Here is a 20907-nt window from a genome sequence, read left to right on the forward strand (position 1 = left end):
TTGCTCCTTCTGACGTTCAGCGCTGCGCTCCATGGTTGGGCAGTCAGAACACGACTGCCCGTGGCGCATGATGAATGGAAGATGCTGAAACCTTACCGTCAGTTCCAGCATTTCCCAAACTTAAACGCTTCGCTTGCTTTTCAGATGCCCTTGAACCCGTCAGCCGAGGCGCTGTTTGAGCTCGGCAATGTGCTCAGGGCCAATGCCGCAGCAGCCACCCACCATGCTGGCGCCGCGTGCGCGCCAGTCTTTTGCCCAGGCCAGGTAGCCCGGTGGGTCCAGGTCTTCGCGCAGTTCGTCCAGCCCGTCGTTGGCGGTGGCTTCCTTGGGCTGGGGTGGGAAGGCGTTGGCATAGGCACCGATGGCGACTTCGCCACCTTGCTGATCGATGACCGAACGGGCGACATCGATGGCCGCGCCGATCACTTCCGGCTGGCTGCAGTTGAACAGCACCGCTGCTGCGCCCAGTTCGATCACCGCCTGCACGGCATCGGCCACCGGCTCACCGGAGCGCAGGCGCGGCACCGTATCGACGTCTTCATCCTGCAAGGTGAAGGACACCCAGAACGGGCGACCGTCCTCGGGCAGGTGGGCACGTATGGCGCGGACTTCAGCGATCGCGCTCTGGGTTTCGGCAAGCCACAGGTCAACGTGTGGCGCCAGGCCCTCAAGCAGCGGCCGCAGGACTTCCTCGACGCGCTCAGGCTGGAACAGGTCGGGACGATAGGACCCGAACAACGGCGGCAGCGAACCGGCCACCCTCACCGGGTGCGGGCCGGTATCGGCTGCGTGGCGGGCCAATTGACCGGCAACATTGGCCAACTGCCGGCCTTCTTCGGCAAAGCGCGCTTCACCAATGTGGAAGGGGACGACCGCATAGCTGTTGCTGGTAATGACCTGAGCACCTGCGGCAATGAACGCCGCATGCACCCCCACCACCGCTTCCGGCGCCTCGGTCAACGCCAGTGCAGACCATTCTGGCTGGCGGAACGGCGCACCGCTGCGCTGCAGTTCGCGGCCCATGCCACCGTCGAGAATCACCATCGCTCGCTCTGTCATATAACTACTCTGAAGGTGCTTATGAATAAAATTCATTATGTGGGTTAGATATATAACTATTTAATACCCTAATACTCATTTGGCCAACATTTCAGGTATGAACATGCGTTTTTCCACATTGCTCGGTGCAAGCCTTGCGCTGCTTGCGACCGCCACCCAGGCCTTTGCCGGCGCCACGCTGGAGCGGGTCGAATCACGCAAGGAACTGGTCAATGTGCTGATGGAGAGCTATCCCCCGTTCTCTTTTCTCAATGACCAGAACCAGCTCGACGGCTTCGACGTGGATGTGGCCAAGGCAGTGGCGGACAAGCTGGGTGTGAAATTGCGCCTGGAGACGCCTTCCTGGGATGTGATCGCCGCCGGTCGCTGGAGTGGGCGCTACGACATCTGCATTTGCTCGATGACCCCCAGCAAGGCCCGCGCCCAGGTGTTCGACTTCCCTGTGGAGTACTACGCCTCCCCGGCGGTCATCGTGGTCAATGCCAAGGATGACCGCATCCACGGTGCAAAAGATCTGGACGGGCGCAAGGTCGGCCTGACCAGCGCGTCGAGCTACGAAAGCTACCTGAACAAGAATCTGGTCATCGAGGGTGACGAGGGCCGAACCCTCGACTACCCCTTCGACTTCGTGCAGATCGCCCCGTATGACACCGACAATGTGGCGTTCCAGGACCTAGGGCTGGGCGCGGGCGTGCGCCTGGATGCAATCCTGACCAACCTGGTCACGGCCAAGCCGCGCCTGGACCAGGACAAGCGTTTCAAGCTCGCCGGTGCGCCGTTGTATGAAGAACCCAACTCGGTCGCCATCGAGAAGGGCGACCCAGAGTGGGATGCGAAGGTTCGCCAGGTGTTCGCCGAGCTCAAGGCAGACGGCACCCTGAGCAAGCTGTCGCAGAAGTGGATCGGCGCCGATATCAGCAAATGAGCACGTTTCCGCCGTCCCCCAAGCCCGTGGCCTGTACCACGGGCACACGCCTGCTGGGCTTTCGCACACGGTTGATGCTCACCTGGCTGGTGATGTTCGCCCTGTTCGTCGGGTTCTTCCTGAGCTTCGACCTCAAGTTCTCGATCATCCTGGAGAAGTTTCCCAACCTGGCCGGTTTCAAACTGGGGCCCAACGGTTTTCTGCAGGGCGCAGCGCTGACGCTGTTCTTGTGCATATGCTCGATGGTGGTGTCGGTGGCATTGGGCTTTGCCGCCGCGCTGGCACGCTTGTCCGGCAGCGCGGTGCTGGTGGGTGTTGCCAGTTTCTACACGTCGTTTTTCCGCGGTACACCACTGCTGATCCAGATTCTGCTCATCTACCTGGGCTTGCCCCAGATAGGCCTGGTGCCCGGCGCGATCAGCGCCGGTATCATCGCCCTGTCGCTGAACTACGGCGCTTACCTCAGTGAAATCTTCCGCGCGGGCATCCTGGGTGTTGCCCGAGGCCAACGCGAAGCGGCGCTGGCGCTGGGCATGCGCCCGCCGCAGATTTTCTGCCACATCGTACTGCCGCAGGCCATGCGGGTGATCATCCCGCCAACCGCCAACCAGTTCATCTCCATGCTCAAGGATTCGTCGCTGATCTCGGTGATGGGGGTGTGGGAAATCATGTTCCTGGCCCAGTCCTACGGACGGTCGAGCTACCGCTACCTGGAAATGCTGACCACCGCTGCCGTGATCTACTGGGTGTTGTCGATCGCGCTGGAGCTGGTACAGGCGCGCCTTGAGCGGCATTACGGCAAGGCCTATCAGCGCTGACGGTGCCTAGCGCCTGCCCCTGGCCAGGGGCAGGCGTTGCGTTCATCGGCAGCCGTGCTGCCGGATCGGACTAACGCCCCGCCTCCGCCACCAGTTTCGAAGAGAACTGGCCCACGGCGGTGACCACTTCCTGCGCACCTGACTGGATTTCCGTGATCACGGTACCCGCCTGCTGGGCCAGGCTCAGGCCCAGTTCGGCCTGTTTCCTGCTCTCGCCCATGCTGTGTACCGCCTCCTCCACCAAGGCGTTGTTCTTCTGCACCACCTCGACGATTTCCTGGGTGGCGGCACTGGTTCGCCCGGCCAACTTGCGAACCTCGTCCGCCACCACGGCAAAGCCCCGGCCTTGATCACCGGCACGCGCGGCTTCGATGGCCGCGTTCAGCGCCAACAAGTTGGTCTGCTGGGCGATGCCGCCGATGGTCGACACGATGGACGTGATCAGGTGCGACTGATGCCCCAGCGCCTCGACACCCGTGGACACGTTCGAGACCTGCTCGACGATGCGGTTCATGGTCTCCACCGTGTCCCTGACCGCCTCCGCGCCACGCTGGGCGGAGCTGTCGGTCTTCATGGAGATCTCATAGGCAACGTCCGCTGCCGAGCTGACCTGTTTCTCGCTTTCGACCTGAGCGGTGATATCCACCGCGAACTTCACGACCTTGTACAGCCGCCCGCGGGTGTCGCGCACCGGATTGTAGGAAGCTTCGAGCCACAGCTCGCGGCCGCCCTTGTCAAACCGCAAAAAGCGCTCGGCGACGAAGCGGCCGTCGTTGAGGCTGGCCCACAGTCGCTGATAATCCGGCGACCGGGTGTAGGCCGGATCGCAGAAAATACTGTGATGCTTGCCGACGATTTCCGGGAGCGTGTAGCTCACCGTATTCAGGAAGTTCTGGTTGGCGGTGAGTATGGTGCCGTCCAGTGCGAACTCGATCACCGCCGTGGACCGGGAAAGCGCCTTGATCAGCTCGTCGTTTTCACGGGCCTTGTCGATGGCGGCGGTAACCTCGGTGCCGTAGGCCGTCATGTGGGTCACCTCGCCGCTGGGGGCCTTGACCGGGCACCACGCCGCGCGCATCCACACCAGACGCCCATCGGCCGCGATGTAGCGGTAGTCGTCGCTCACCCCAGTGCCCTGGCTCATCGCGGTCTGGAAATCCTTGTAGCAAGGCAAGTCCTTCACATAGTCAGGCGTGAGCGCGCCCATCGATGTGCCGACAAGCTTCGAAGCGTCGATCCCCACGAAGCTGGAAAACCGCGGGTTGACGGCCGTGATCAGCAGGTCGCGGTCCACGGTGATTTCAAGCATCTCGCTGGACCTGCTCTGTTGCGCAGCCCTGAGCCCATGCAGCTCCCGTTTGAGTGCCTCGACCTCATCCCTAAGCGCTTTGTTGAACATGGCGATCCTCGTCATTGCGGATGACAACTGTTGGGATTGAACAGGCGCTGACAGGCAGCGCACACCGAGTGCTGCTTCACCTAACGTCAGGCTTGCCGCGGCTGACGCACCCATGCTGCCAGGTCATCTGCCGGGAGGGGCCTTGCGTAATAATAGCCTTGCCCTTGATCACAGCCCCACCCCCGTAGCACATGATGGTGCAGGTCCGTCTCCACACCCTCGGCCACCACCGTCAAGCGCAGGTCGCGCAGCAGGCTGACCAGCCCACGCACGATGTGCCAGTCATTGCCGCCAGGCTGCAGTTCGGCCAGCAGGGAACGGTCGAGCTTCACGCTGGTGGCGGGGATTTTGCGCAGGTAGATCCAGTTGCTGTAGCCGCTGCCAAAATCGTCGATGCCGATCGAAATGCCCAGGGCGCGGAAGCGCTGGAGCTGCTCCTGCACGGCATCGAAGTCGGCTACCAGGGCGCTTTCGGTGAACTCGAGCTCCACCAGGCTCGGGTGCACCTGGTGTCGGGCCAGCGCTCGCGTGACATCTTCGTACAGCTGACCATCACCCAGATCGAGGGCCGAGATGTTCAACGAGACCTGCAACATCAGGTCGCTGGCCTGCCACTGGGCAATTTGACGGCACACCTGTTCCACCACCCAGCGAGTTATGCCGCGGATGGAAGCGGTGGTTTCCGCCAGCGGAATAAACTCGGCCGGGCTGATCACGCCCAGTTGCGGGTGCGTCCAGCGCAAGAGCGCCTCGACCGCCACGCAGCGGTTGCTGCCAAGGTCGATCCTGGGCTGGTAGGCCAGGCTCAACTGGTCGGGTGCCAGCAGTGCGGCTTCCAGGGCATTGAGTATGGCGGTGTTGCGCCGCAGGTTGGCGTCCACCACCGGGTCGTACGCCAACCAGCGCTGATCGCTCTTGCGAGCGGTGTCGGTCATGCTGGCCATCAGGCGCAGGATGTCTGGCGAGGCGCTGGCGTCCACGCCCAGCGTCAGGACGCTGATGCCGACATCCGGCGTGACCGGTACGTGACCGCTGCGCAGTGGCCCACCGAGCGAAGCCACCAGCGTCTGAAGCCAACCGGCAAGAAAACTGGTATCGCATGCATCAATGACCGTCATGAAGCCCAGGGTACTGGCCCGATAAAGGCGGCAGCCGGGCGGAAGTGCTGTGAGCAGCACTTCTTTGACTGCCAGCATGAAATCGGTGAAGAACTCGATGCCCAGCGCCTTGAACAGTCGGTCCATACCCGCAGCCGACACCGGCTCGATGAAAACAGCCACCTGGCCGGCCGTCACGGCACCTTCCTTGAAGTCCGTCTCGAAGCGCCGCCGATTGGGCAACCCGGTCATCGGATCGTAGAAGTTCTGCCGGTGGATCGACTGCAGGCGGGCCACCACCACTTTGGCGGCGTTGGTCAGCAGATTACGGTCGCGCTCCGACAAGGCTTGGCGCGTGGCATGGTCGATGATGCACAGCCCACCCAGGCTGACGCCTGGCCGAACGATCAGCGGTGCGCCAGCGTAGTAGCGAATATGGGGGGCCGATTGCACGAGGGGGTTATCCACCGTGCGCGGGTCCTGCAGCGTGTCGCAGATCTCGAGCACCGTTTCCTGGCGCAGGCCATGGGCGCAGATGGACATTTCGCGCGGCGTGCGATCGTCGGCCATGCCGATCTTGGCCTTGAATACCTGGTAATCGCGGTCGACGATGCTGACCAGCGCGGTAGGGACGTCGAAATGCGCACAGAGCATGTTGACGACGCCATTGAGCACCGGATCCTCTCCATTTGCCAGGTCCGATGTAAGGCGGTCCACTTCAACCAGGCGCAAGCGCTCGTCTCGAAGGGTCGTCAAGTTGTCCATGAAAGCTCCGGTCGCGGTAACAGCAAATTCTAGCCCAGAAGGCACATTGCCAGCTTAGCTGTGATCGGTTTCTCTCGACAATTGAGCACTCCCACCGGCGGTCGGCCAAAAAATCTATTGGACGCCTGCGGTCAGCTAGCCTAAAAGGCTGTCAGCCGCGCTTGGCACGGCAGATCGCGTAGATGATGCTCAGCCTGTTACGGAGTCAGCCTTGGCCTGGTTCAAAGAAAGGATTACCGCCATCCTGCAACGCCTGCGACGTGCCGAACCGAGCACGGCCAGCCGCTACGTGGGCGCCGCGTTGATCATCGCTGCGTGCTCCCTGGCGCGCGCGCAGATGTCGCCTGCCGCGCTCCCCTACCTGTTTTTCATTCCTGGCCTGATGCTGATCGGGTTCTGGTTCGGCGCAGGTCCGTCCCTGCTGGGGTGCATCATGGCCGTGCTGATCGCCCAGTATTTTTTCATCGGGCCGCTGGGTTTCGATGCTGACTGGGCCACGTGGGCCAACAGCCTGAGTTTTGGCGTGGTGACCTTCGCCATGGCGGTGGTGTGTGCTTCGCTCAGGCGTAACCTGAGCGCCGTGGAGCAGCTCAACGAAACGCTCGAGCAACAAGTGCAACACCGAACGGGGGAGCGCGACAGCCTGTGGAACGTGTCCCCCGACCTGATCTGCACGTTGTCCGAAAACGGCCAGGTGTTGTCGGTGAACCCGGCGTGGCAGGTAGAAACGGGCTTCACTGAAGAACAGCTCAAGACTGGGACGTTCTACAGTTTCATCTCCCCCGCACAATTGGCGAACGCGTTGCGCGAGCTCAACCACAAGCCCATCGTCGAGCTCGACACCCAGAGCGTGCGCAGCGATGGCCAACCCTTGCTGCTCAACTGGCGCATTGCCGGGTTCGAGGGCCGTTACTTCGCCGTGGCACGTGATGTCACCCAGTACCGCGAGCGGCAGCAGGCGTTCGAGCAAGTCAGCCAGCAATTGCAGCAAAGCCAGAAGATGGAAGCGCTCGGGCAGCTCACCGGCGGCCTGGCCCATGACTTCAACAACCTGCTGACCGTGATCACCGGCACGCAGGACATGATCGAGCAACGCCTGGCGCAAGGCCGGCATGACGAACTGGGCCGTTACCTGGCGTTGGCCAGAGCTGCCACTCGCAAGGCCAGCACCCTCACCCACCGCCTGCTGACCTTCGCCAGGCAGCAACCACTGGCCAGCACCACGGTCGATGTGGTGCTGCTGGTGGACGACATGAAAGAGCTGCTGGCCAGAACCCTTACACCCAAGATCGAGTTTCAATTCACCCCATTGCCTTCGCCAGCCTTGTGCTACTGCGACGCCCACCAACTGGAAAATGCGCTGCTCAACTTGTGCATCAACGCACGTGACGCCATGCCCCAAGGGGGCCGTTTGCAGGTGCGGATCAGCAAGGTCACCCGCAGCCCGGCTGAGTTGGAGCAGCTTGGGCTACGCGCTGGTGAATACATTCAGGTAAGCGTCACCGATACAGGCCTGGGGATGCCGGCCAGCATTGCCGAGCGGGCCTTCGAACCGTTCTTCACCACCAAGCCGCTGGGGTCGGGCACGGGTCTGGGGCTTTCGATGGTCAAGGACTTCGCTCGCCAGGCGGGCGGCACGGCAGTGATCGAATCGGTCATGGGCAGCGGCACCACGGTCAGTCTGCTGTTGCCCGTCCACCTTGAGCCGGCCCCGTCCAGCGTCACACCGATCACGCACGCCACCCTGGCAGCCCGTATTGACAACCGCGGCAGTGCACTGGTGATCGAGGACGAGGGCGCGATCCGGGAGCTGGTCGGCGAAGCGTTGCAGGAGCTCGGTTTCGAGGTGATCGAAGTCACCCATCCTGCCGACGCGCTGCACCTGATCGAACAGTGCCAAGACCTGCAGCTTGTGGTGACCGACCTGGTCCTGCCCGGCGGCCTGACGGGAGACAACATCGCCCAAGGGGTGCGGGCGCTTGTGCCGGCAGTGCGGGTGCTGTTCATTTCAGGGTTGATCGAGGCGCCGGCCAGCCTTACCGAGCAGCAACCACATTCGCGCTTGCTGCCCAAGCCCTTCACGCTCGGCCAGTTCAAGGCGTGCGTCGAAGGGATGTTCGGTGACCAGGATGCACCCCTGCTGCTGGACCAGGCCAAACGCCGCTAACGCCATGGCCGACAAGCGTCACATACCTCAGGGCTGCGAATCGATCGACGCCAGAAACTGACGCGTCTGCCGGTTGGAGCGCAGGTGCACGACCCGGCACCCCGCAGGCGCCGTCGCCGTCAGGTGCTTGATCTTGTCCTGTGAAGAATGCCGCGTGGACCAGATGAACCGGATGAAGCCAGGCAAATTGCGCAGCGACTCGGGGCAGTCATCTGGCAGGTCCGGGCGTGTGCGGCCCAACTGGGTCAGGGTTCTGACCAGCACACGCCACAATCGGACCGTCAGGGAACGGTCAATCCAGATAAGCATTTCGGCCCTGGCAAGACGGTTGTCCCAGGTCGCCGAATGCCCGCCCTCGAAGATCCACCGTTCGCGCGCCTCCACTTCATGGCACAGGCGGGTCTTTTCGTCCCGGCTGCGCTCGACCCAGCCGGGTAGCCAGTGAATGGTATCGATATGCACGACCGGCAAGCCGGTTCGCTCGCCCAGGTGGCGAGCCAGCGTACTCTTGCCGGCGCCCGGTTGACCAACGATCATGACGCGTTTCATGGGGACTCCTTTTCAACCCGCCATTTTGTACAGGAGGCCGGGGTTGTAAAGAAGTCTCCAAGCTGCGTGCCAATTGCGCGCAGCCCGCTGGGCGCTGAGCGCTGAGCGCTGAGCAGATTGTGGTGCATCACAATACGACGCTTGAGGGGGCGTTTTGTGAGGTGGTGTTGGGGCGAGATTGGACTTTCAGGTGATTAGTACGGTGATGCCTGCTGGGGCGGACGTTACGAGAGAGCGCGTATCACGTCGAAAGAGGCCTGGCATCGCGCCCTGTTAGCTGTAGAGCAGGCAAGCCGATTACATCTGATCTAGGAAAGCGCGAATCGGTGACCGTCTGGATCAATGAATACGTAGCTCGCGGCCTCTATCATCGGCCCCGAGTACGATCCAACGTGATGGTTGGTGTGCGAATTTCTGATCGCTACAGCACGCCGTTGATATCTAACTCGAACCCGAACCACGGGACAATGCTGAATCTGATTCTGGACAAATAATGAGCATGGACAAAGCGCAATTGTTGTTGAATCAGGCAGGCAGCCTGGTGAGGGAGACAGAAGCCAAGCTCGCAGCAAGCGGTGAGCTTTTCAATATCTTCTCCATCACCCGAATCGAGCGGGCCGAGGTCAATACCCATTCTGCGATGATTGCAGAACTCTTGAACCCCAAGGGCCGCCACGGTCAGGGTGAACGCTTTCTCGAACTGTTCCTGGCGACAATGGGCTTCGACTACGAAGGCAGCATCAGCGACGCCAAAGTAAATAAAGAGCAGTTTTTTGCGGGCTACGGCCGTGTCGACGTAGTGATCCACCACAGGATTACCACCACCATGCGTCCATTTTCCCAGCCCCGCCTGAGCCACTCCAACTCCCCCGACTCCGGCAGAAACGATGCCGCTCCGACTGTCCAACAATCATCATCCATTTCCTTGGGGGTAAGCCCATGCCCGCCGAGAGAGGCTAACGATTGCGGGCGCATGGCGGATGCAGCACACTTAAGCTCCCGTCACACCTCATTCTGCCTCATCCAATTCAGTCACACTTAGTACATGGAGTATTTAGAGTGGAAGCACGAAATCGAACTCTCCCCGATTGGCTTACAAAGATCCGCACTCGACAAGTAGTTCTTCCCAGATTTCAAAGATATGAAGCCTGGAGCAACTACCAAATTGAGTCCTTGTTGAATACGGTACTCAAAGAGCTTCCAGCAGGTGCAGTACTGACACTAGATGTAGGGGAGAAGGAACCATTTCTTTCGCGCCCAATCGCGACAGCGCCACACTCTGGCGACAAAATCATAGAACACTTACTGGATGGACAGCAGCGCCTCACCGCATTTTGGCGATCTCTTAACGACACTTATGAGGACAGAACATACCTAATCAAAATTGAGCCCGAAGAGGACTTAGAGCTACCCTACTTCGCAACCTCCATAACAAGATACACCAAAAACAATGAGCGATACCCCTTATGGGCAAATTCACCAGTCGAATTGTGGTCTAGAAAATATGTGCCAGCCGCGCTGTTACGACCTGACAGTGAGGCAGAGAACAATTTCAAGTCCTGGGCCAAGGATGCTTCAAGAGGAGACACCGATGTATTGTTGGACCTAATCGAAACGGGCAATAGGCTTCGAAACAAATTTGCCATATTCAACATTCCATTCCTTTCTCTTCCGACCACAACTCAACCAGAAGTCGCCCTTGATGTATTTATAAAAATGAATACTTCATCATCTCCGCTATCGCCTTTCGACATCGTGGTCGCGCAGATAGAAGCAGCCTCTGGAAAATCGCTCCATGGCTACATCGAAGAGCTCAAACAGGAAGCTCCTAGCATTCTTCGATATAACAGCCCAGAAGATATCGTCCTTGCAGTAGCGGCGTTACTATCATCGCGTCTCCCGTCGAAAGGAACCTACCTGTTACCCGACTTTTCAAGTGAGTTTGATAGTCATTGGCCAACTATAAAGCATGGTATAAAAAAGGCTCTCTCATTTCTCACCGACGAGAAGCTACTCGACTCACGCCGCCTGCCAACAGATGTTGTCATATATGTTCTCGCAGCGCTTTGGGGTATCGCGGAGGAAGGCCTGGACAAAGAAGGTGAAACACGCTCCGTCCTGAGGCGCTATATCTGGAGAGCTTTCTTCACGGATCGCTATGACAGAACGACGAACAGCAGAGCCTTTTCTGATTACCGAGAGCTGGCTAAGATGATCAAAGGAGAAGACGCACATCCAGAAATCTTCGACATCAACCTCTATCCTCTCGCTACCATTGAAGAGCTTAAATCTGCGAATTGGCCATACCGCAAAGATAGGCTTGCCCGAGCGATACTTGCAATTAGCCTGAAATCAGGTGGCTTTGATTTTGCTGATGGGGCGCCAGCCTCTTTCGAGAGTATTCAAACACGAGAATACCACCACGTTTTCCCTCATGCCTGGCTCAAAGAACTTGGAGTCAAAGAGCATGAAATCAATCGAGCGCTCAACTGCGCCCTGATATCTTGGAAAACGAACCGAAATATTTCCGCTAAAATGCCATCAGCATACGTGGCAGAAAGAATGGAAGCAAGTTCGTTGGGACAGCCAGAGATCGCTAGACGTCTTGAGTCGCATTTGATCCCCGTAGCCCAGCTGATAGCTAACGACTACGATGGGTTTATTCATACCAGGGCCGAACTGATTCGCAAAATACTTTGCCGGTTATGCGATGGTGAGATTGTCGAGGGTATTTTGTAAACCCTAGGCTCCGTTACACCTAGCTTGTGAAAAAGCACCGAAATCACTCCGGTGCCTATACAAAAAAAAGTAAGCGCTCCATGAACCCCACATTCAAAGCGCTTACCTGATCCCCGATGCTGTGCTCCCGATTTCTTTCTGGAGCCTGCCGACGATGATGCGCCCCGACGCCAAAGTCGAAAAAGTCTATCTCTACCCCAAGCCCGTCGACTTTCGAAAATCCATCGATGGCCTCGCAGCCTTGGTTGAACTGGATATCAAGGTGGCCGTGTTCGACCCGGTTCTTTTCGTGTTCCTCAACAAACCGCGCAATCGCGTGAAGATCCTCTATTGGGAGCGCAACGGTTTCTGTCTCTGGCTCAAGCGCCTGGAATCCGAACGCTTCAAAACCTCGCCCGACATTACTGACGAAGCCATTGTCCTGACTGTTCAGGAGTTGAACTGGCTACTCGACGGCTTCGACCTCTGGCGCAACCGTCCGCATCAGGTTTTGACCCCTCGTTTCGTTGCCTGAATCGGTATAATCCTCGGCATGAATTCCATGCCCGATGACCTTCCCGATGACCCTGTCCTGCTCAAGCAAGTGCTCCTTGAGGCTTACGCAGCACGCTCGCGTGAGCAGGAAGTCAAAGAAGCCTACGCCACCCACATCGTTGATCTGAAAGAACAGATCAAGTTGCTGCGTGATCGTCTTTTCGGCCGCAAGTCCGAGCAGGCCATCGACCCCAACACGCCGCAACTGGCGATGTTCAACGAGGCAGAGAGCGAGCCTCTGTTGACGGTGGAGACGCCGGATGAAGAACTCGTCACACCAGCGCCACGCCGGGGAAAACGCAAGCCACTCTCGGCTGATCTGCCGCGTATCGAAGTCATCCACGAACTGCCTGAACACGAACTGACCTGTGCATGCGGTTGCCGCAAGCATGAGATCGGTGAGGAAATCAGCGAGCAGCTGGATATCGTGCCGATGCAGATCCGCGTGCTCAAACATGTCCGTAAGGTCTACGGCTGCCGGGGATGTGAAGTTGCCCCGATCACGGCAGACAAACCGGCTCAACTGATCGAGAAGAGCATGGCCAGCCCGAGCGTGTTGGCGATGTTGCTGACCACCAAGTATGTCGATGGCTTGCCGCTGCACCGTTTTGAAAGTGTCCTGAGCCGGCACGGGATCGACATTCCACGTCAGACACTGGCGCGCTGGATCATCCAATGCAGCGAACATGTCCAGCCGCTGCTGAATTTGATGCGTGAGCGATTACTGGAAAGTCCGGTCATCCATTGCGATGAAACCCGTGTCCAGGTCCTGAAAGAACCGGATCGAGACCCGACCAGCCAATCCTGGATGTGGGTGCAAGTCAGCGGACCGCCTGACCGAAAAATCGTGCTGTTCGACTACAGCTCCAGTCGGGCGCAGGAAGTGCCGTTGCGCCTGCTGGAAAGTTATCGCGGGTATGTCATGACGGACGATTACGCCGGCTATAACGCGTTGGCGCTGCAGCCTGGCGTCGAACGGTTGGCGTGCATGGCGCATGCCCGGCGCAAATTCGTCGACGCTCAGAAAGTGCAGCCTAAAGGCAAAACCGGACGGGCCGATGTCGCACTGGCAATGATCAACAAGCTGTATGGCATCGAGTGCGAACTGAAAGACGCCAGTGACGAGCAGCGTTATGTAGCGCGACAGGCGCAAAGCCTGCTAGTCCTGACCCAGTTGAAAAGTTGGTTGGACAAGGCCCAATCCCAAGTGACGCCGCAAAGCGTGCTGGGCAAGGCCGTGAATTATCTGGCGAATAACTGGAGCCGGTTGGTGCGTTACGTCGAGGCTGGTTATCTACCAATCGACAACAATCTGGCTGAGCGCTCGCTCAAGCCGTTTGTCATCGGTCGCAAGGCCTGGCTGTTCAGCGACACGCCCAAGGGCGCCACGGCCAGTGCCCAGATCTACAGCTTGGTCGAGACTGCAAAGATCAACGGCTAAGAGCCTTATACGTGGCTACGCCACGTACTGGAGCGACTGCCCCACGCGCAGTCTGTAGCAGACTATGAAGCGCTACTGCCGTGGAACTGCTCGCCGGAGATGCCACGATAACTGCGACTTCCTATTCTCGGTAGGTGGGGTTCATGGATCGCTTACAATTGAACTGAATCAGCGGTATATTTCTGAGCTGATAGCTGGCATAAAAAAGCCACCGCACGGTGGCTTTTTATCGCTCTGGTAGTAGTTAAGCTAAGTCATCAGGCTCGAATTAAAATTTCTATTTGTTCAGCTCTGATTCCCAAGCTGATTGCAAGCCCCCTTTTAGCTTGCTCGATGGTTAGCCCTACTTGGTCCTCGGGCAATTCATCTTCGGCAATCGGAGCGTTGTCACCTATTCGATGTGCCTCTGTTAGAACTGGGACTGGCTTGAAATCCAACTCATCGAGTTTCAGGCCAAAATCACTTAGCTTCATGTATGCAATCGGATTCCTACCACCATCCCAGCAGTCGGGCACGTCAATCTCGGCATACTCACTAATCTTTACGATCTTTCTAACGTCGCCCTTGGAGTCCTCCTTTAGAGATTCAACTCCTGAAATCTTTCCTACCAAAAATGCCGTGCCGTGTGGGTGGGACGCATTCCCCCACTCAAGGTTACGATTCTGAACGCATACGATGTAGCGTATCTTCGATGCATTGCTGGTCGATAGGCGCCATGCTTGGCTGCCTCCTTCTCGCAGAATACGCTGAAGTCCCCGGCAAGTGAAAACTGCTAGGCAAGAGGGGCTATCGACTTTTTCGGCAATATTGGTCATGGGTGAGATCCTTCGGATGATAGCTTGATCATTCAAGACTACATCAACTCTGTAGAAATCCAATAGAGATTTAAGAGCTTTTTTTTAGAGATGCAAATCTTCAGCCGCTGTGTTCCTTTTTGGTATACCCTAACTGATACGGACAGCACAATGTTCATCCGCGCATACCTCCGAGCATCCACTGACGAGCAAGATGCTAGCCGTGCCCGAGCGTCTCTGGAAAAGTTCGCTCATGACCAAGAGAAGGTTATCGCCTGCGAGTATCTGGAGAACGCTAGCGGCGCTTCCTCGGAAAGACCCGAGCTGCTTAGACTGCTCAATGACTCCCGCGCTGGTGATGTGCTACTGGTCGAATCTATCGACCGTCTATCTCGCCTACCCTCCGGAGACTGGGCCAAGCTTAAAGCTGCAATTGATGCCAAAGGCCTGCGCATCGTGGCGCTTGATCTGCCTACAAGTCACCAAGGGATGCGGGACACAAAGGGCGATGAGTTTACTGACCGAATGCTGGCTGCCATCAACTCGATGCTGGTGGAAATGATGGCAGCGATTGCGAGGAAGGACTACGAACAGAGGCGTGAGCGACAGGCTCAGGGCATACACAAGGCAAAGGCAGCCGGAAAGTATCAAGGCAGACCAATGAATGAAGAGCTACACAGCCGGGTGAGGGAACTGTTGGCAGCCGGCTTAGGAATTCGCGCCATCGCTAGGCATGCAAACTGCTCAACCACCACCGTCATGCGAATCCGAGACATCACTTCCTAGCGAACTCTAATGGAATCGATGTTCCATCTTGTCCGCGCCCCTTCAGTATTCATGTCATCCAGAACCGCACGGCCCGCTCCGTCTGCCGTTGGATAGATAGTGGCGGCATTGAATCCAGCGCGAGAGCAGAGATGAAGCAGGCGCGCTGCTTCATACACCGGTAATGTGAGCTTGAGGAACGGTGTGCTATCAATGTCCTCCAGTAGTGTTTCCAGGCCCTCAATGACGAAGCTTCCACCCTCCACGCATGTGTGAGGATGAACCGTGAAAAGCCCGCCTTGAGCGGCGAGGTGCCTGCTGACTGCTCCGGGAGCATGATGAAGCACAATCCGGCTATGCAGATTGATCCCTACACGATCCATAGCCCAGATAACCAGCCTATCGTCTGCCCCCCACTCACTGAAACGAGCGATGGCACTGCTGGCCGCAAAATAGGCAGCAGTGAATGATCTAGTCGTCCAATCAAGCAATCGTGTCGGCACCCCGTGATGCTGCGCCATGGCCATGAAATCTAAGATCTCAGGATTAGGCCATAGTGAAGGATCTTTGTAGAAACGGTCTGCGGTTTGGGTGTCTAGGATGGTCTTTCTAAAGGTCTGGGAATCGTTGGGGATGGGAATACCCACATCGTCACAGTGCTTAGCGAATCGTTGGAGAATCGCTAGCTCGTAAAAAACCATGTCTGAGGCGTCAACCATCTCTGTGTACGATACAATCGGCGGCACGTTACGCGGGCGTAAGATGGTTGGAAGCAATTCCCACCTGGCATCAGCCTGCCCTCGGTACACAAAGTCCTCATGACCCTTTTTGAAATCATGTGTGGGTGAAAGCGCTTGCCAGAGCTCCTCAGCGGTCTGATAGAAGTGCTCAGTGAACCTATCGTGCTTTGCCATTTGAGGTATATCCGTTTAAACGAAAAAGCCCCGCATCCAATGAGGTATGCGGGGCTTTTTGCTGTCACCCTGCTGTCACGAGCGACATATTGATCACAGGAAAACGTCTGTAACCCTTGAATTTACTGGTGCCGGAGACAGGAGTCGAATCAAGCACCTAAAGACCAATAAAAGCGGCACTGATAACGAGCCCTGGCCATAGCTGTATACCTAAACATATACCTAAATCGAAATGTACCCTGTAGTAGGAAGCTTAAAACGAGTACACAAGGCCCCTGTTGAGGCCTTTGGTACGCGACCTCATTTCCAGAAGGGATGAGCTTCCCAACCCGGGACAATGCCGAGAACGGAGGTGGTCAAACCTGCTTTCGCTAGTGCCGCAACGGGAACGGTCGCCATCACCGCTTTGAATTTGCATTGCCAGTCCGAGGTGGGATCAATTTTTCGTAGCAGAGCCTGCATAGCAACCGCTCGGGCAAACACTCGGCCTCGGTCAGCCTCCGCCGGGAATTCCGCTTTAATGGCCTTCGCATATTGCGGCGTGTCAGAGGTTACGGACGTGTTCCACAGTCGACTATGGTGTGCGCAGATATTGCGCAAAAGAGTGATGCTCTTGAGCCAAGAGCAAATCACACCCTCGTTGTAGCCAAAGCAGGCAGCGACGCTTTTGCGATGGTCTAGGTGCAGACCCGCCAGCAGTCGCGACAATTGACCGATGGTCATAGCCTCTAGAACTGTCCAGATTGGCGGCAATGCTGGGGTATTATAGGTGTCGTAATAGTGCTGGATCGGGGCATTTTTCACCCGAAGACCGAGGACGTTTTTGAGGAATTCTCGATGCTTTTCCATGCTATGGAAATGGATCGCGTCAGTGTAGAAATGAGGCCCGCATGCTCTATCATTCGCTAACGTATTGGTGATAGCAGCGCGGAATGCGACCTCGATACGGTCGATTGCATCAAGGCATACCAACCTCAGCCTTCTATCAAAATCGTAGAGAGCCAAGACGTCGTCAAAGCGAGCGGTAGGATGAAACCGCTTCGCGGTATCCTGCATCGGACGCATATAGATCAGGAGACGAAAATAGCCGATGAACTCTAAGGCACGCGTCGCCTTGTCGCGTTGACCGCGGGTGCTGAGCCCTTTGGCGCGAAGATGTCGAAGGAGTGCGGCGGGGGTTTTGGCAGGCTTGACGAATGCCATAGGGGCATGTGGCATGCCTGAGCTTCCTGCTGGCTATGATTTAGAAAAAACTAACCCCCTGGTGCGCAGTTCGGGGCTAGGTCCCGTCCGAGGCGTGGGGGTTATTCTTGAGTCAAAATATAAGGGACTTTTGACATTTTGTCAATCCCCATTCTCGGAACTGAAGGATGCAGGCCGTCTAACAGTGGGTTAATCCAATCGAATTTCATTATCCTTAAGCATACTGAACCCATTGACAACCACCGCTGATCCGCGCGCTTGGTAAGCGAAAATCAATCCATGATTCTACCATCGAGGTAGGCCGAGGCTTTTGAAAGGCTATCGAACACTTGCCGCCACCAGCTCTGCGATTCCCCGTCGCACGGCATCGATGTTGTCATCCATGGTTACCAACGCGCTGTTGACGTTTCCCACCACGGCATCCGATCCCCGCTCGCCAACCCACTTGGCCAGTTCCTCCACTGAGGCCCTCAGCGCTTCCTGATTGTGACTGAGACGCTCGAGCACCTCGGCGACTGTGCGTAATTCTTTCATCCATGGCACTCCAATAGGTAGTTGAGGAACCATAGTTGATCGGCAACGACTGGCAAATGCCAGGGCATGTCCGTCTCGGAGATACCTTTGCCGGAAGGGCGTGGTGATATCCACAATCCGTCAGCAGTGGTGGTGACCATGGCCCGCTGCGTAGGGGTGGATCACTTTGGCCAAGGCCCGGCATGCCAGGTTTTGTCAGGTTCTGAGCCGCCTGATTTCTCTTGACGAGCACCCACGGAAATTCTTGACTGCCACCGCTCCCATAGGCCTGTCAGATACAGCACCAGCCCTTGTACAGCAAGGCTTACAGCCGATCCTGTTCAAGCGCCAGCGGCTGTATCCGTCAAGGCCCTGTCAAGAATTCCGTCAAGGCCTGTCAAGAATTTCGCCATCCCCCGGCCATTCTGGACGAGTACACGCCGGTCGATGGTGGTCAGCCTCCCGCGCCTCTGGTAAATCGCTGCTTCCACGTCATTCCATCTGCTGGTGCCCGCGCCGATCCGTCCAGAGCCTGTCCAGAATTCGTCTTAGGTCTGTCAGGGGTACGCTCCCTTACATTGAAGGCCTCCAGTACCTGGAAGACCTCAGACGCCCGGCCATAAGATCCACTGCCATCTGCCTGGCCCGTACTCCGTCAAAGCGTGGTCAAAGAAGCGTCCGGCACCGTCAGCTGTGTGAGACGGCGCCGGCAACCAGTTTCATAGGCACGGCCTGGCGTACGGCCTTAAACGCCCAGGCCATGCTGGTTTCGTCTCATGCCTGTCTCACATGCTTCAGCGGTTCGATAAAGGCCAAAGAAAAGTAACCAAGCCTCAACGCCAGAATCCTCATCCCTCTGCCAGGGATGTCAACGGCCGCTGAGCGCTTGTTAGATCAGGGTATGTGCTATGTCGTGTCTTCCACTGAATTTTTGTCCTTGTCGCGAGAGTGTAAATAGCGCCCATAGGACGCTCATGACTCCTCATTTCCCGTACGGTTACCTCCCTCATCTTTTTTATCAATGATGTTCTCCATCACGTCGGATAGTTTATCGCACAGATGACGAAAGGATATTCGCTTTACTTGACCTTCCTGCAGGAAGATGCAGTGGCCGAGTGAATACGCCCCCTCATTAGGGAAGCCCACGGTATTGGCCGGAATATTAATCATCCCCATGAATTCACCGAGCACACCCACAATTACACCGAAACAATCTTTCCCTGGTAGCATCAGAACGCAGGAGCAACCACTTAGCTCTATTGCAGTTCTAAATAGGTGATAATCAGATGGGTCTGGAAGCGATTCCGGATCTTGGAAGCGAGTGTACAGTCGGACGTTGGGGCACACGTCGGTGAGGCGCTCTGCGTTCACGATCATCCTTGCCTGGCTGTGCTCGACGCAATTTTTGAACAATTCACCATATGCGTAGTAACCTGCCGACAGAGCCACCTTCGCCACGAAGCGAACATCTGCGTCCAGATCAAGCCTCAAATCCCGCACCTGAATTGTCCGCGACCACTCACGTTTGTCTAAAACTCGCTTTTGTTTTAGATCATACAAACGCAATCCATTTTTTGAAAATGTCGCTTGAATAGGCGTTCCGTCTTCTAGTGTAGCGCGGCGAGCCACAGGCTCAGGGTGAGTGCCTGAGTACCCCTTTGCCTCAGCCCTATCTCTTTTAAAAAGCATGATAAAGTCGTTTGCTATAGCTCCATCAACCTTGGAACCGACTTTATTGTTGAACGCCCTATCAGCTTGAATACAAAACGAATCAAGACCGCCCAGTGATGTCGGAAAAATATGTTCTTTGCTCATATCATCACTGAGCCCATCCAAGTAAATGCAGTACTCACTCATGAAGTAACCTCCGTGCTTAGGGTAGTGATTCCTCAGTTAACCCTAGACGATGGGTTTTTCATCACGGTCCCAAAATACGTGCTTTTGATGGAAACCATGGTGTAAACCATCGACTGGCAACCTCAACATTTCTCAACAGGCAGGCCGCCTAGGTTCGCGCCAGCGCCGCGGGTGAATGGACGAGCCAGAAGTCTGAGTCACGGTTATAAATGGCTTGTCAGCCGCTAGGAAGATGCCGCTTGGGGCCCTTCCAGCTGAAGCAATTCAAAACCTCAAGGAGTAAGGACTGTAGGCACGCCATCGACTCAGGAGATACGTCAACCTCGCCGTAATGGCCGTCAGCCATCGTTGAGCCGTATCTTGATCCATTCAAGCAATTCAGCATCAACACTCCGCCTGGGGCTTTTACCATCGTGTTGTCGATCGGCTTCAGGTCTATTTTAGCCCCTCGCACCCCAAGCCCTCTCGCTCGGTCCTCTTGATGCTGAGCTGAATTCCTAACCCCCCGCAAATGAGGGAAATGCTCATTCATCTTGTTACTTAGTTGAGTGAGTTCTGGTGGAACGCCGGCGGTTTTGCTGAGAACCGTGAGGAATTTGTCGAATGCATCCATCGCATATAGAAAAGCTCTGGCATAGATAAAAACGACGTTGTGTTGCAGCTCACGGGGTACTCGGCCTTGAGACCATTTCTCCCGCTTGTGTATCACCTCAGCTTCAAAGTGGATCTCCATGTAGTGATCATGACTGAGGCCTCCCCTAGCCTGAATTAGCGCGTTCTGTATCTCAATACGTCGCGCCCTGTCCCTCTCCCAGTCATCGTGACTGTGAGAGGGATCTTGGGAATCGATTACTCGGGCTTGGTGGAACAGGTTCAAAGCTGTGTTGGCTTCAAAAAAACTCCCTTCGAGGTGCCGAAGCAGGCCCTCCACCTCCCAAGACAACTGGCGGTCTTCCATTTCAAGCCAAACGCCAGGCACAACCAGCTCAAAAACCCACATCCGCATGCTCCTCGTGCGCGGGAAAGATTGGGCTCCATTGTAGCCACCTCGTTCGCGCCATGAGGGTTGCGAACCATATGCGCGAACCACCGGTGCGAACTGGCCCAGCATCAGCGCCAAAATGCGTACCAGCAGCGCGTACCTGGCTGCGTACCGCAGCGGGATAGCGCACTCCGATTGCGTGACGATCGTGCGTGACGGACTGCGCGAAACGGGCCAGGTATCCAGCAAGATCAACCCAACTCGTGGATACCAGGGTGGATACCGGCCGATCTATTCCGCGCCAGCGACCCGGCCAGACGTTGACAAATGTTGATATGAGAACGGTCTAGCGCCGCCCTCCAAGCACCTGCCCTGTTGGCAAATGT

Annotated in this window: 16 protein-coding genes and 3 pseudogenes; 8 read left to right on the forward strand and 11 right to left on the reverse strand. The window is 56.9% G+C overall.

All coding sequences use genetic code 11. The features are described 5' to 3' along the window. Positions 1-159 precede the first annotated feature (159 nt). Positions 160-1044 carry a homocysteine S-methyltransferase family protein gene (locus tag ACF8R3_RS01045; RefSeq protein ID WP_178102749.1) on the reverse strand — a complete coding sequence of 295 codons (885 nt, stop codon included), beginning with the start codon at positions 1042-1044 and terminating at the stop codon, positions 160-162. A 118-nt stretch (positions 1045-1162) separates the two neighbouring features. Between ACF8R3_RS01045 and ACF8R3_RS01050 the strand changes: the two genes are divergently transcribed. Both ACF8R3_RS01050 and ACF8R3_RS01055 read left to right on the forward strand, forming a co-directional pair. Further along, entirely contained in the window at positions 1163-1984 is an 822-nt protein-coding gene (locus tag ACF8R3_RS01050; RefSeq protein WP_100852257.1) for an ABC transporter substrate-binding protein, read from the forward strand. Beyond that, complete coding sequence (locus ACF8R3_RS01055) at positions 1981-2802, forward strand: amino acid ABC transporter permease (protein ID WP_326383407.1); 822 nt, start codon at positions 1981-1983, stop codon at positions 2800-2802. Before ACF8R3_RS01050 ends, ACF8R3_RS01055 begins: the two co-directional genes overlap by 4 nt. A gap of 70 nt (positions 2803-2872) precedes the next feature. Here the strand turns inward: ACF8R3_RS01055 and ACF8R3_RS01060 are convergent, their stop codons facing one another. From ACF8R3_RS01060 to ACF8R3_RS01070, 3 genes and pseudogenes are all read right to left on the reverse strand, one after another. Then, complete coding sequence (locus ACF8R3_RS01060; protein WP_235166502.1) at positions 2873-3376, reverse strand: methyl-accepting chemotaxis protein; 504 nt, start codon at positions 3374-3376, stop codon at positions 2873-2875. A 48-nt stretch (positions 3377-3424) separates the two neighbouring features. Further along, positions 3425-4315: pseudogene (locus tag ACF8R3_RS01065) on the reverse strand (PAS domain-containing protein); the annotation flags it as partial. Further along, positions 4288-6063, reverse strand: coding sequence for an EAL domain-containing protein (locus ACF8R3_RS01070; RefSeq protein ID WP_392514644.1), 1776 nt, complete (start codon positions 6061-6063; stop codon positions 4288-4290). The gene ACF8R3_RS01070 and the pseudogene ACF8R3_RS01065, both read right to left, overlap by 28 nt. A gap of 211 nt (positions 6064-6274) precedes the next feature. Between ACF8R3_RS01070 and ACF8R3_RS01075 the strand changes: the two genes are divergently transcribed. Continuing rightward, on the forward strand, positions 6275-8230 hold the full coding sequence (locus tag ACF8R3_RS01075) for an ATP-binding protein (RefSeq protein WP_392514646.1): 1956 nt from the start codon (positions 6275-6277) through the stop codon (positions 8228-8230). 27 nt (positions 8231-8257) lie between these two features. Here ACF8R3_RS01075 and ACF8R3_RS01080 read toward each other — a convergent pair whose 3' ends face one another. Further along, positions 8258-8779: an AAA family ATPase gene (locus tag ACF8R3_RS01080; RefSeq protein WP_197844698.1), complete on the reverse strand. Its 522-nt coding sequence runs from the start codon at positions 8777-8779 to the stop codon at positions 8258-8260. A gap of 493 nt (positions 8780-9272) precedes the next feature. On the opposite strand from ACF8R3_RS01080, the gene ACF8R3_RS01085 reads away from it, so the two are divergent. The 4 genes and pseudogenes from ACF8R3_RS01085 (at position 9273) to tnpC (ending at position 13604) form a co-directional block, all read left to right on the forward strand. Further along, on the forward strand, positions 9273-9821 hold the full coding sequence (locus ACF8R3_RS01085) for a PD-(D/E)XK nuclease family protein (protein ID WP_392514648.1): 549 nt from the start codon (positions 9273-9275) through the stop codon (positions 9819-9821). 17 nt (positions 9822-9838) lie between these two features. Next, complete coding sequence (locus ACF8R3_RS01090; protein ID WP_392514649.1) at positions 9839-11518, forward strand: DUF262 domain-containing protein; 1680 nt, start codon at positions 9839-9841, stop codon at positions 11516-11518. 154 nt (positions 11519-11672) lie between these two features. After that, positions 11673-12032: an IS66 family insertion sequence element accessory protein TnpB gene (gene tnpB / locus ACF8R3_RS01095; protein WP_230384521.1), complete on the forward strand. Its 360-nt coding sequence runs from the start codon at positions 11673-11675 to the stop codon at positions 12030-12032. 18 nt (positions 12033-12050) lie between these two features. After that, a pseudogene (gene tnpC, locus ACF8R3_RS01100) lies at positions 12051-13604 on the forward strand (IS66 family transposase). A 146-nt stretch (positions 13605-13750) separates the two neighbouring features. Here the strand turns inward: tnpC and ACF8R3_RS01105 are convergent. Then, on the reverse strand, positions 13751-14308 hold the full coding sequence (locus ACF8R3_RS01105) for a hypothetical protein (protein ID WP_392514651.1): 558 nt from the start codon (positions 14306-14308) through the stop codon (positions 13751-13753). Positions 14309-14458: 150 nt separating this feature from the next. On the opposite strand from ACF8R3_RS01105, the gene ACF8R3_RS01110 reads away from it, so the two are divergent. After that, complete coding sequence (locus ACF8R3_RS01110) at positions 14459-15073, forward strand: recombinase family protein (protein ID WP_196186752.1); 615 nt, start codon at positions 14459-14461, stop codon at positions 15071-15073. Here ACF8R3_RS01110 and ACF8R3_RS01115 read toward each other — a convergent pair. The 5 genes and pseudogenes from ACF8R3_RS01115 to ACF8R3_RS01135 form a co-directional block, all read right to left on the reverse strand. Further along, a complete protein-coding gene (locus tag ACF8R3_RS01115; RefSeq protein ID WP_196186751.1) occupies positions 15070-15966 on the reverse strand; it encodes an FRG domain-containing protein in 897 nt (298 codons plus the stop codon). The two genes, ACF8R3_RS01110 and ACF8R3_RS01115, sit on opposite strands and share 4 nt — an antisense overlap. A 573-nt stretch (positions 15967-16539) precedes the next feature. Continuing rightward, positions 16540-17184, reverse strand: a pseudogene (locus tag ACF8R3_RS01120) (Abi family protein); the annotation flags it as partial. A gap of 303 nt (positions 17185-17487) precedes the next feature. After that, positions 17488-17703: a hypothetical protein gene (locus ACF8R3_RS01125; protein WP_392514653.1), complete on the reverse strand. Its 216-nt coding sequence runs from the start codon at positions 17701-17703 to the stop codon at positions 17488-17490. A gap of 951 nt (positions 17704-18654) precedes the next feature. Beyond that, positions 18655-19539: a hypothetical protein gene (locus ACF8R3_RS01130; protein WP_392514655.1), complete on the reverse strand. Its 885-nt coding sequence runs from the start codon at positions 19537-19539 to the stop codon at positions 18655-18657. Positions 19540-19756: 217 nt separating this feature from the next. Continuing rightward, on the reverse strand, positions 19757-20539 hold the full coding sequence (locus ACF8R3_RS01135; protein ID WP_392514657.1) for a hypothetical protein: 783 nt from the start codon (positions 20537-20539) through the stop codon (positions 19757-19759). Between the last annotated feature and the right edge of the window lie 368 nt (positions 20540-20907).

The organism is Pseudomonas sp. FYR_7 (assembly GCF_043106155.1).
Taxonomy (GTDB): domain Bacteria; phylum Pseudomonadota; class Gammaproteobacteria; order Pseudomonadales; family Pseudomonadaceae; genus Aquipseudomonas; species Aquipseudomonas parafulva_B.

What these genes read in the sequence shown, in the direction of transcription:
- ACF8R3_RS01045 (WP_178102749.1), bottom strand. Translation starts at nt 1,044, where the DNA reads ATGGTGATTCTCGACGGTGGCATGGGCCGCGAACTGCAGCGCAGCGGT.
- ACF8R3_RS01055 (WP_326383407.1), top strand. Translation starts at nt 1,981, where the DNA reads ATGAGCACGTTTCCGCCGTCCCCCAAGCCCGTGGCCTGTACCACGGGC.
- ACF8R3_RS01070 (WP_392514644.1), bottom strand. Translation starts at nt 6,063, where the DNA reads ATGGACAACTTGACGACCCTTCGAGACGAGCGCTTGCGCCTGGTTGAA.
- ACF8R3_RS01110 (WP_196186752.1), top strand. Translation starts at nt 14,459, where the DNA reads ATGTTCATCCGCGCATACCTCCGAGCATCCACTGACGAGCAAGATGCT.
- tnpB (WP_230384521.1), top strand. Translation starts at nt 11,673, where the DNA reads ATGATGCGCCCCGACGCCAAAGTCGAAAAAGTCTATCTCTACCCCAAG.
- ACF8R3_RS01080 (WP_197844698.1), bottom strand. Translation starts at nt 8,779, where the DNA reads ATGAAACGCGTCATGATCGTTGGTCAACCGGGCGCCGGCAAGAGTACG.
- ACF8R3_RS01130 (WP_392514655.1), bottom strand. Translation starts at nt 19,539, where the DNA reads ATGAGTGAGTACTGCATTTACTTGGATGGGCTCAGTGATGATATGAGC.
- ACF8R3_RS01085 (WP_392514648.1), top strand. Translation starts at nt 9,273, where the DNA reads ATGAGCATGGACAAAGCGCAATTGTTGTTGAATCAGGCAGGCAGCCTG.
- ACF8R3_RS01125 (WP_392514653.1), bottom strand. Translation starts at nt 17,703, where the DNA reads ATGAAAGAATTACGCACAGTCGCCGAGGTGCTCGAGCGTCTCAGTCAC.
- ACF8R3_RS01135 (WP_392514657.1), bottom strand. Translation starts at nt 20,539, where the DNA reads ATGTGGGTTTTTGAGCTGGTTGTGCCTGGCGTTTGGCTTGAAATGGAA.
- ACF8R3_RS01060 (WP_235166502.1), bottom strand. Translation starts at nt 3,376, where the DNA reads ATGAAGACCGACAGCTCCGCCCAGCGTGGCGCGGAGGCGGTCAGGGAC.
- ACF8R3_RS01105 (WP_392514651.1), bottom strand. Translation starts at nt 14,308, where the DNA reads ATGACCAATATTGCCGAAAAAGTCGATAGCCCCTCTTGCCTAGCAGTT.
- ACF8R3_RS01115 (WP_196186751.1), bottom strand. Translation starts at nt 15,966, where the DNA reads ATGGCAAAGCACGATAGGTTCACTGAGCACTTCTATCAGACCGCTGAG.
- ACF8R3_RS01050 (WP_100852257.1), top strand. Translation starts at nt 1,163, where the DNA reads ATGCGTTTTTCCACATTGCTCGGTGCAAGCCTTGCGCTGCTTGCGACC.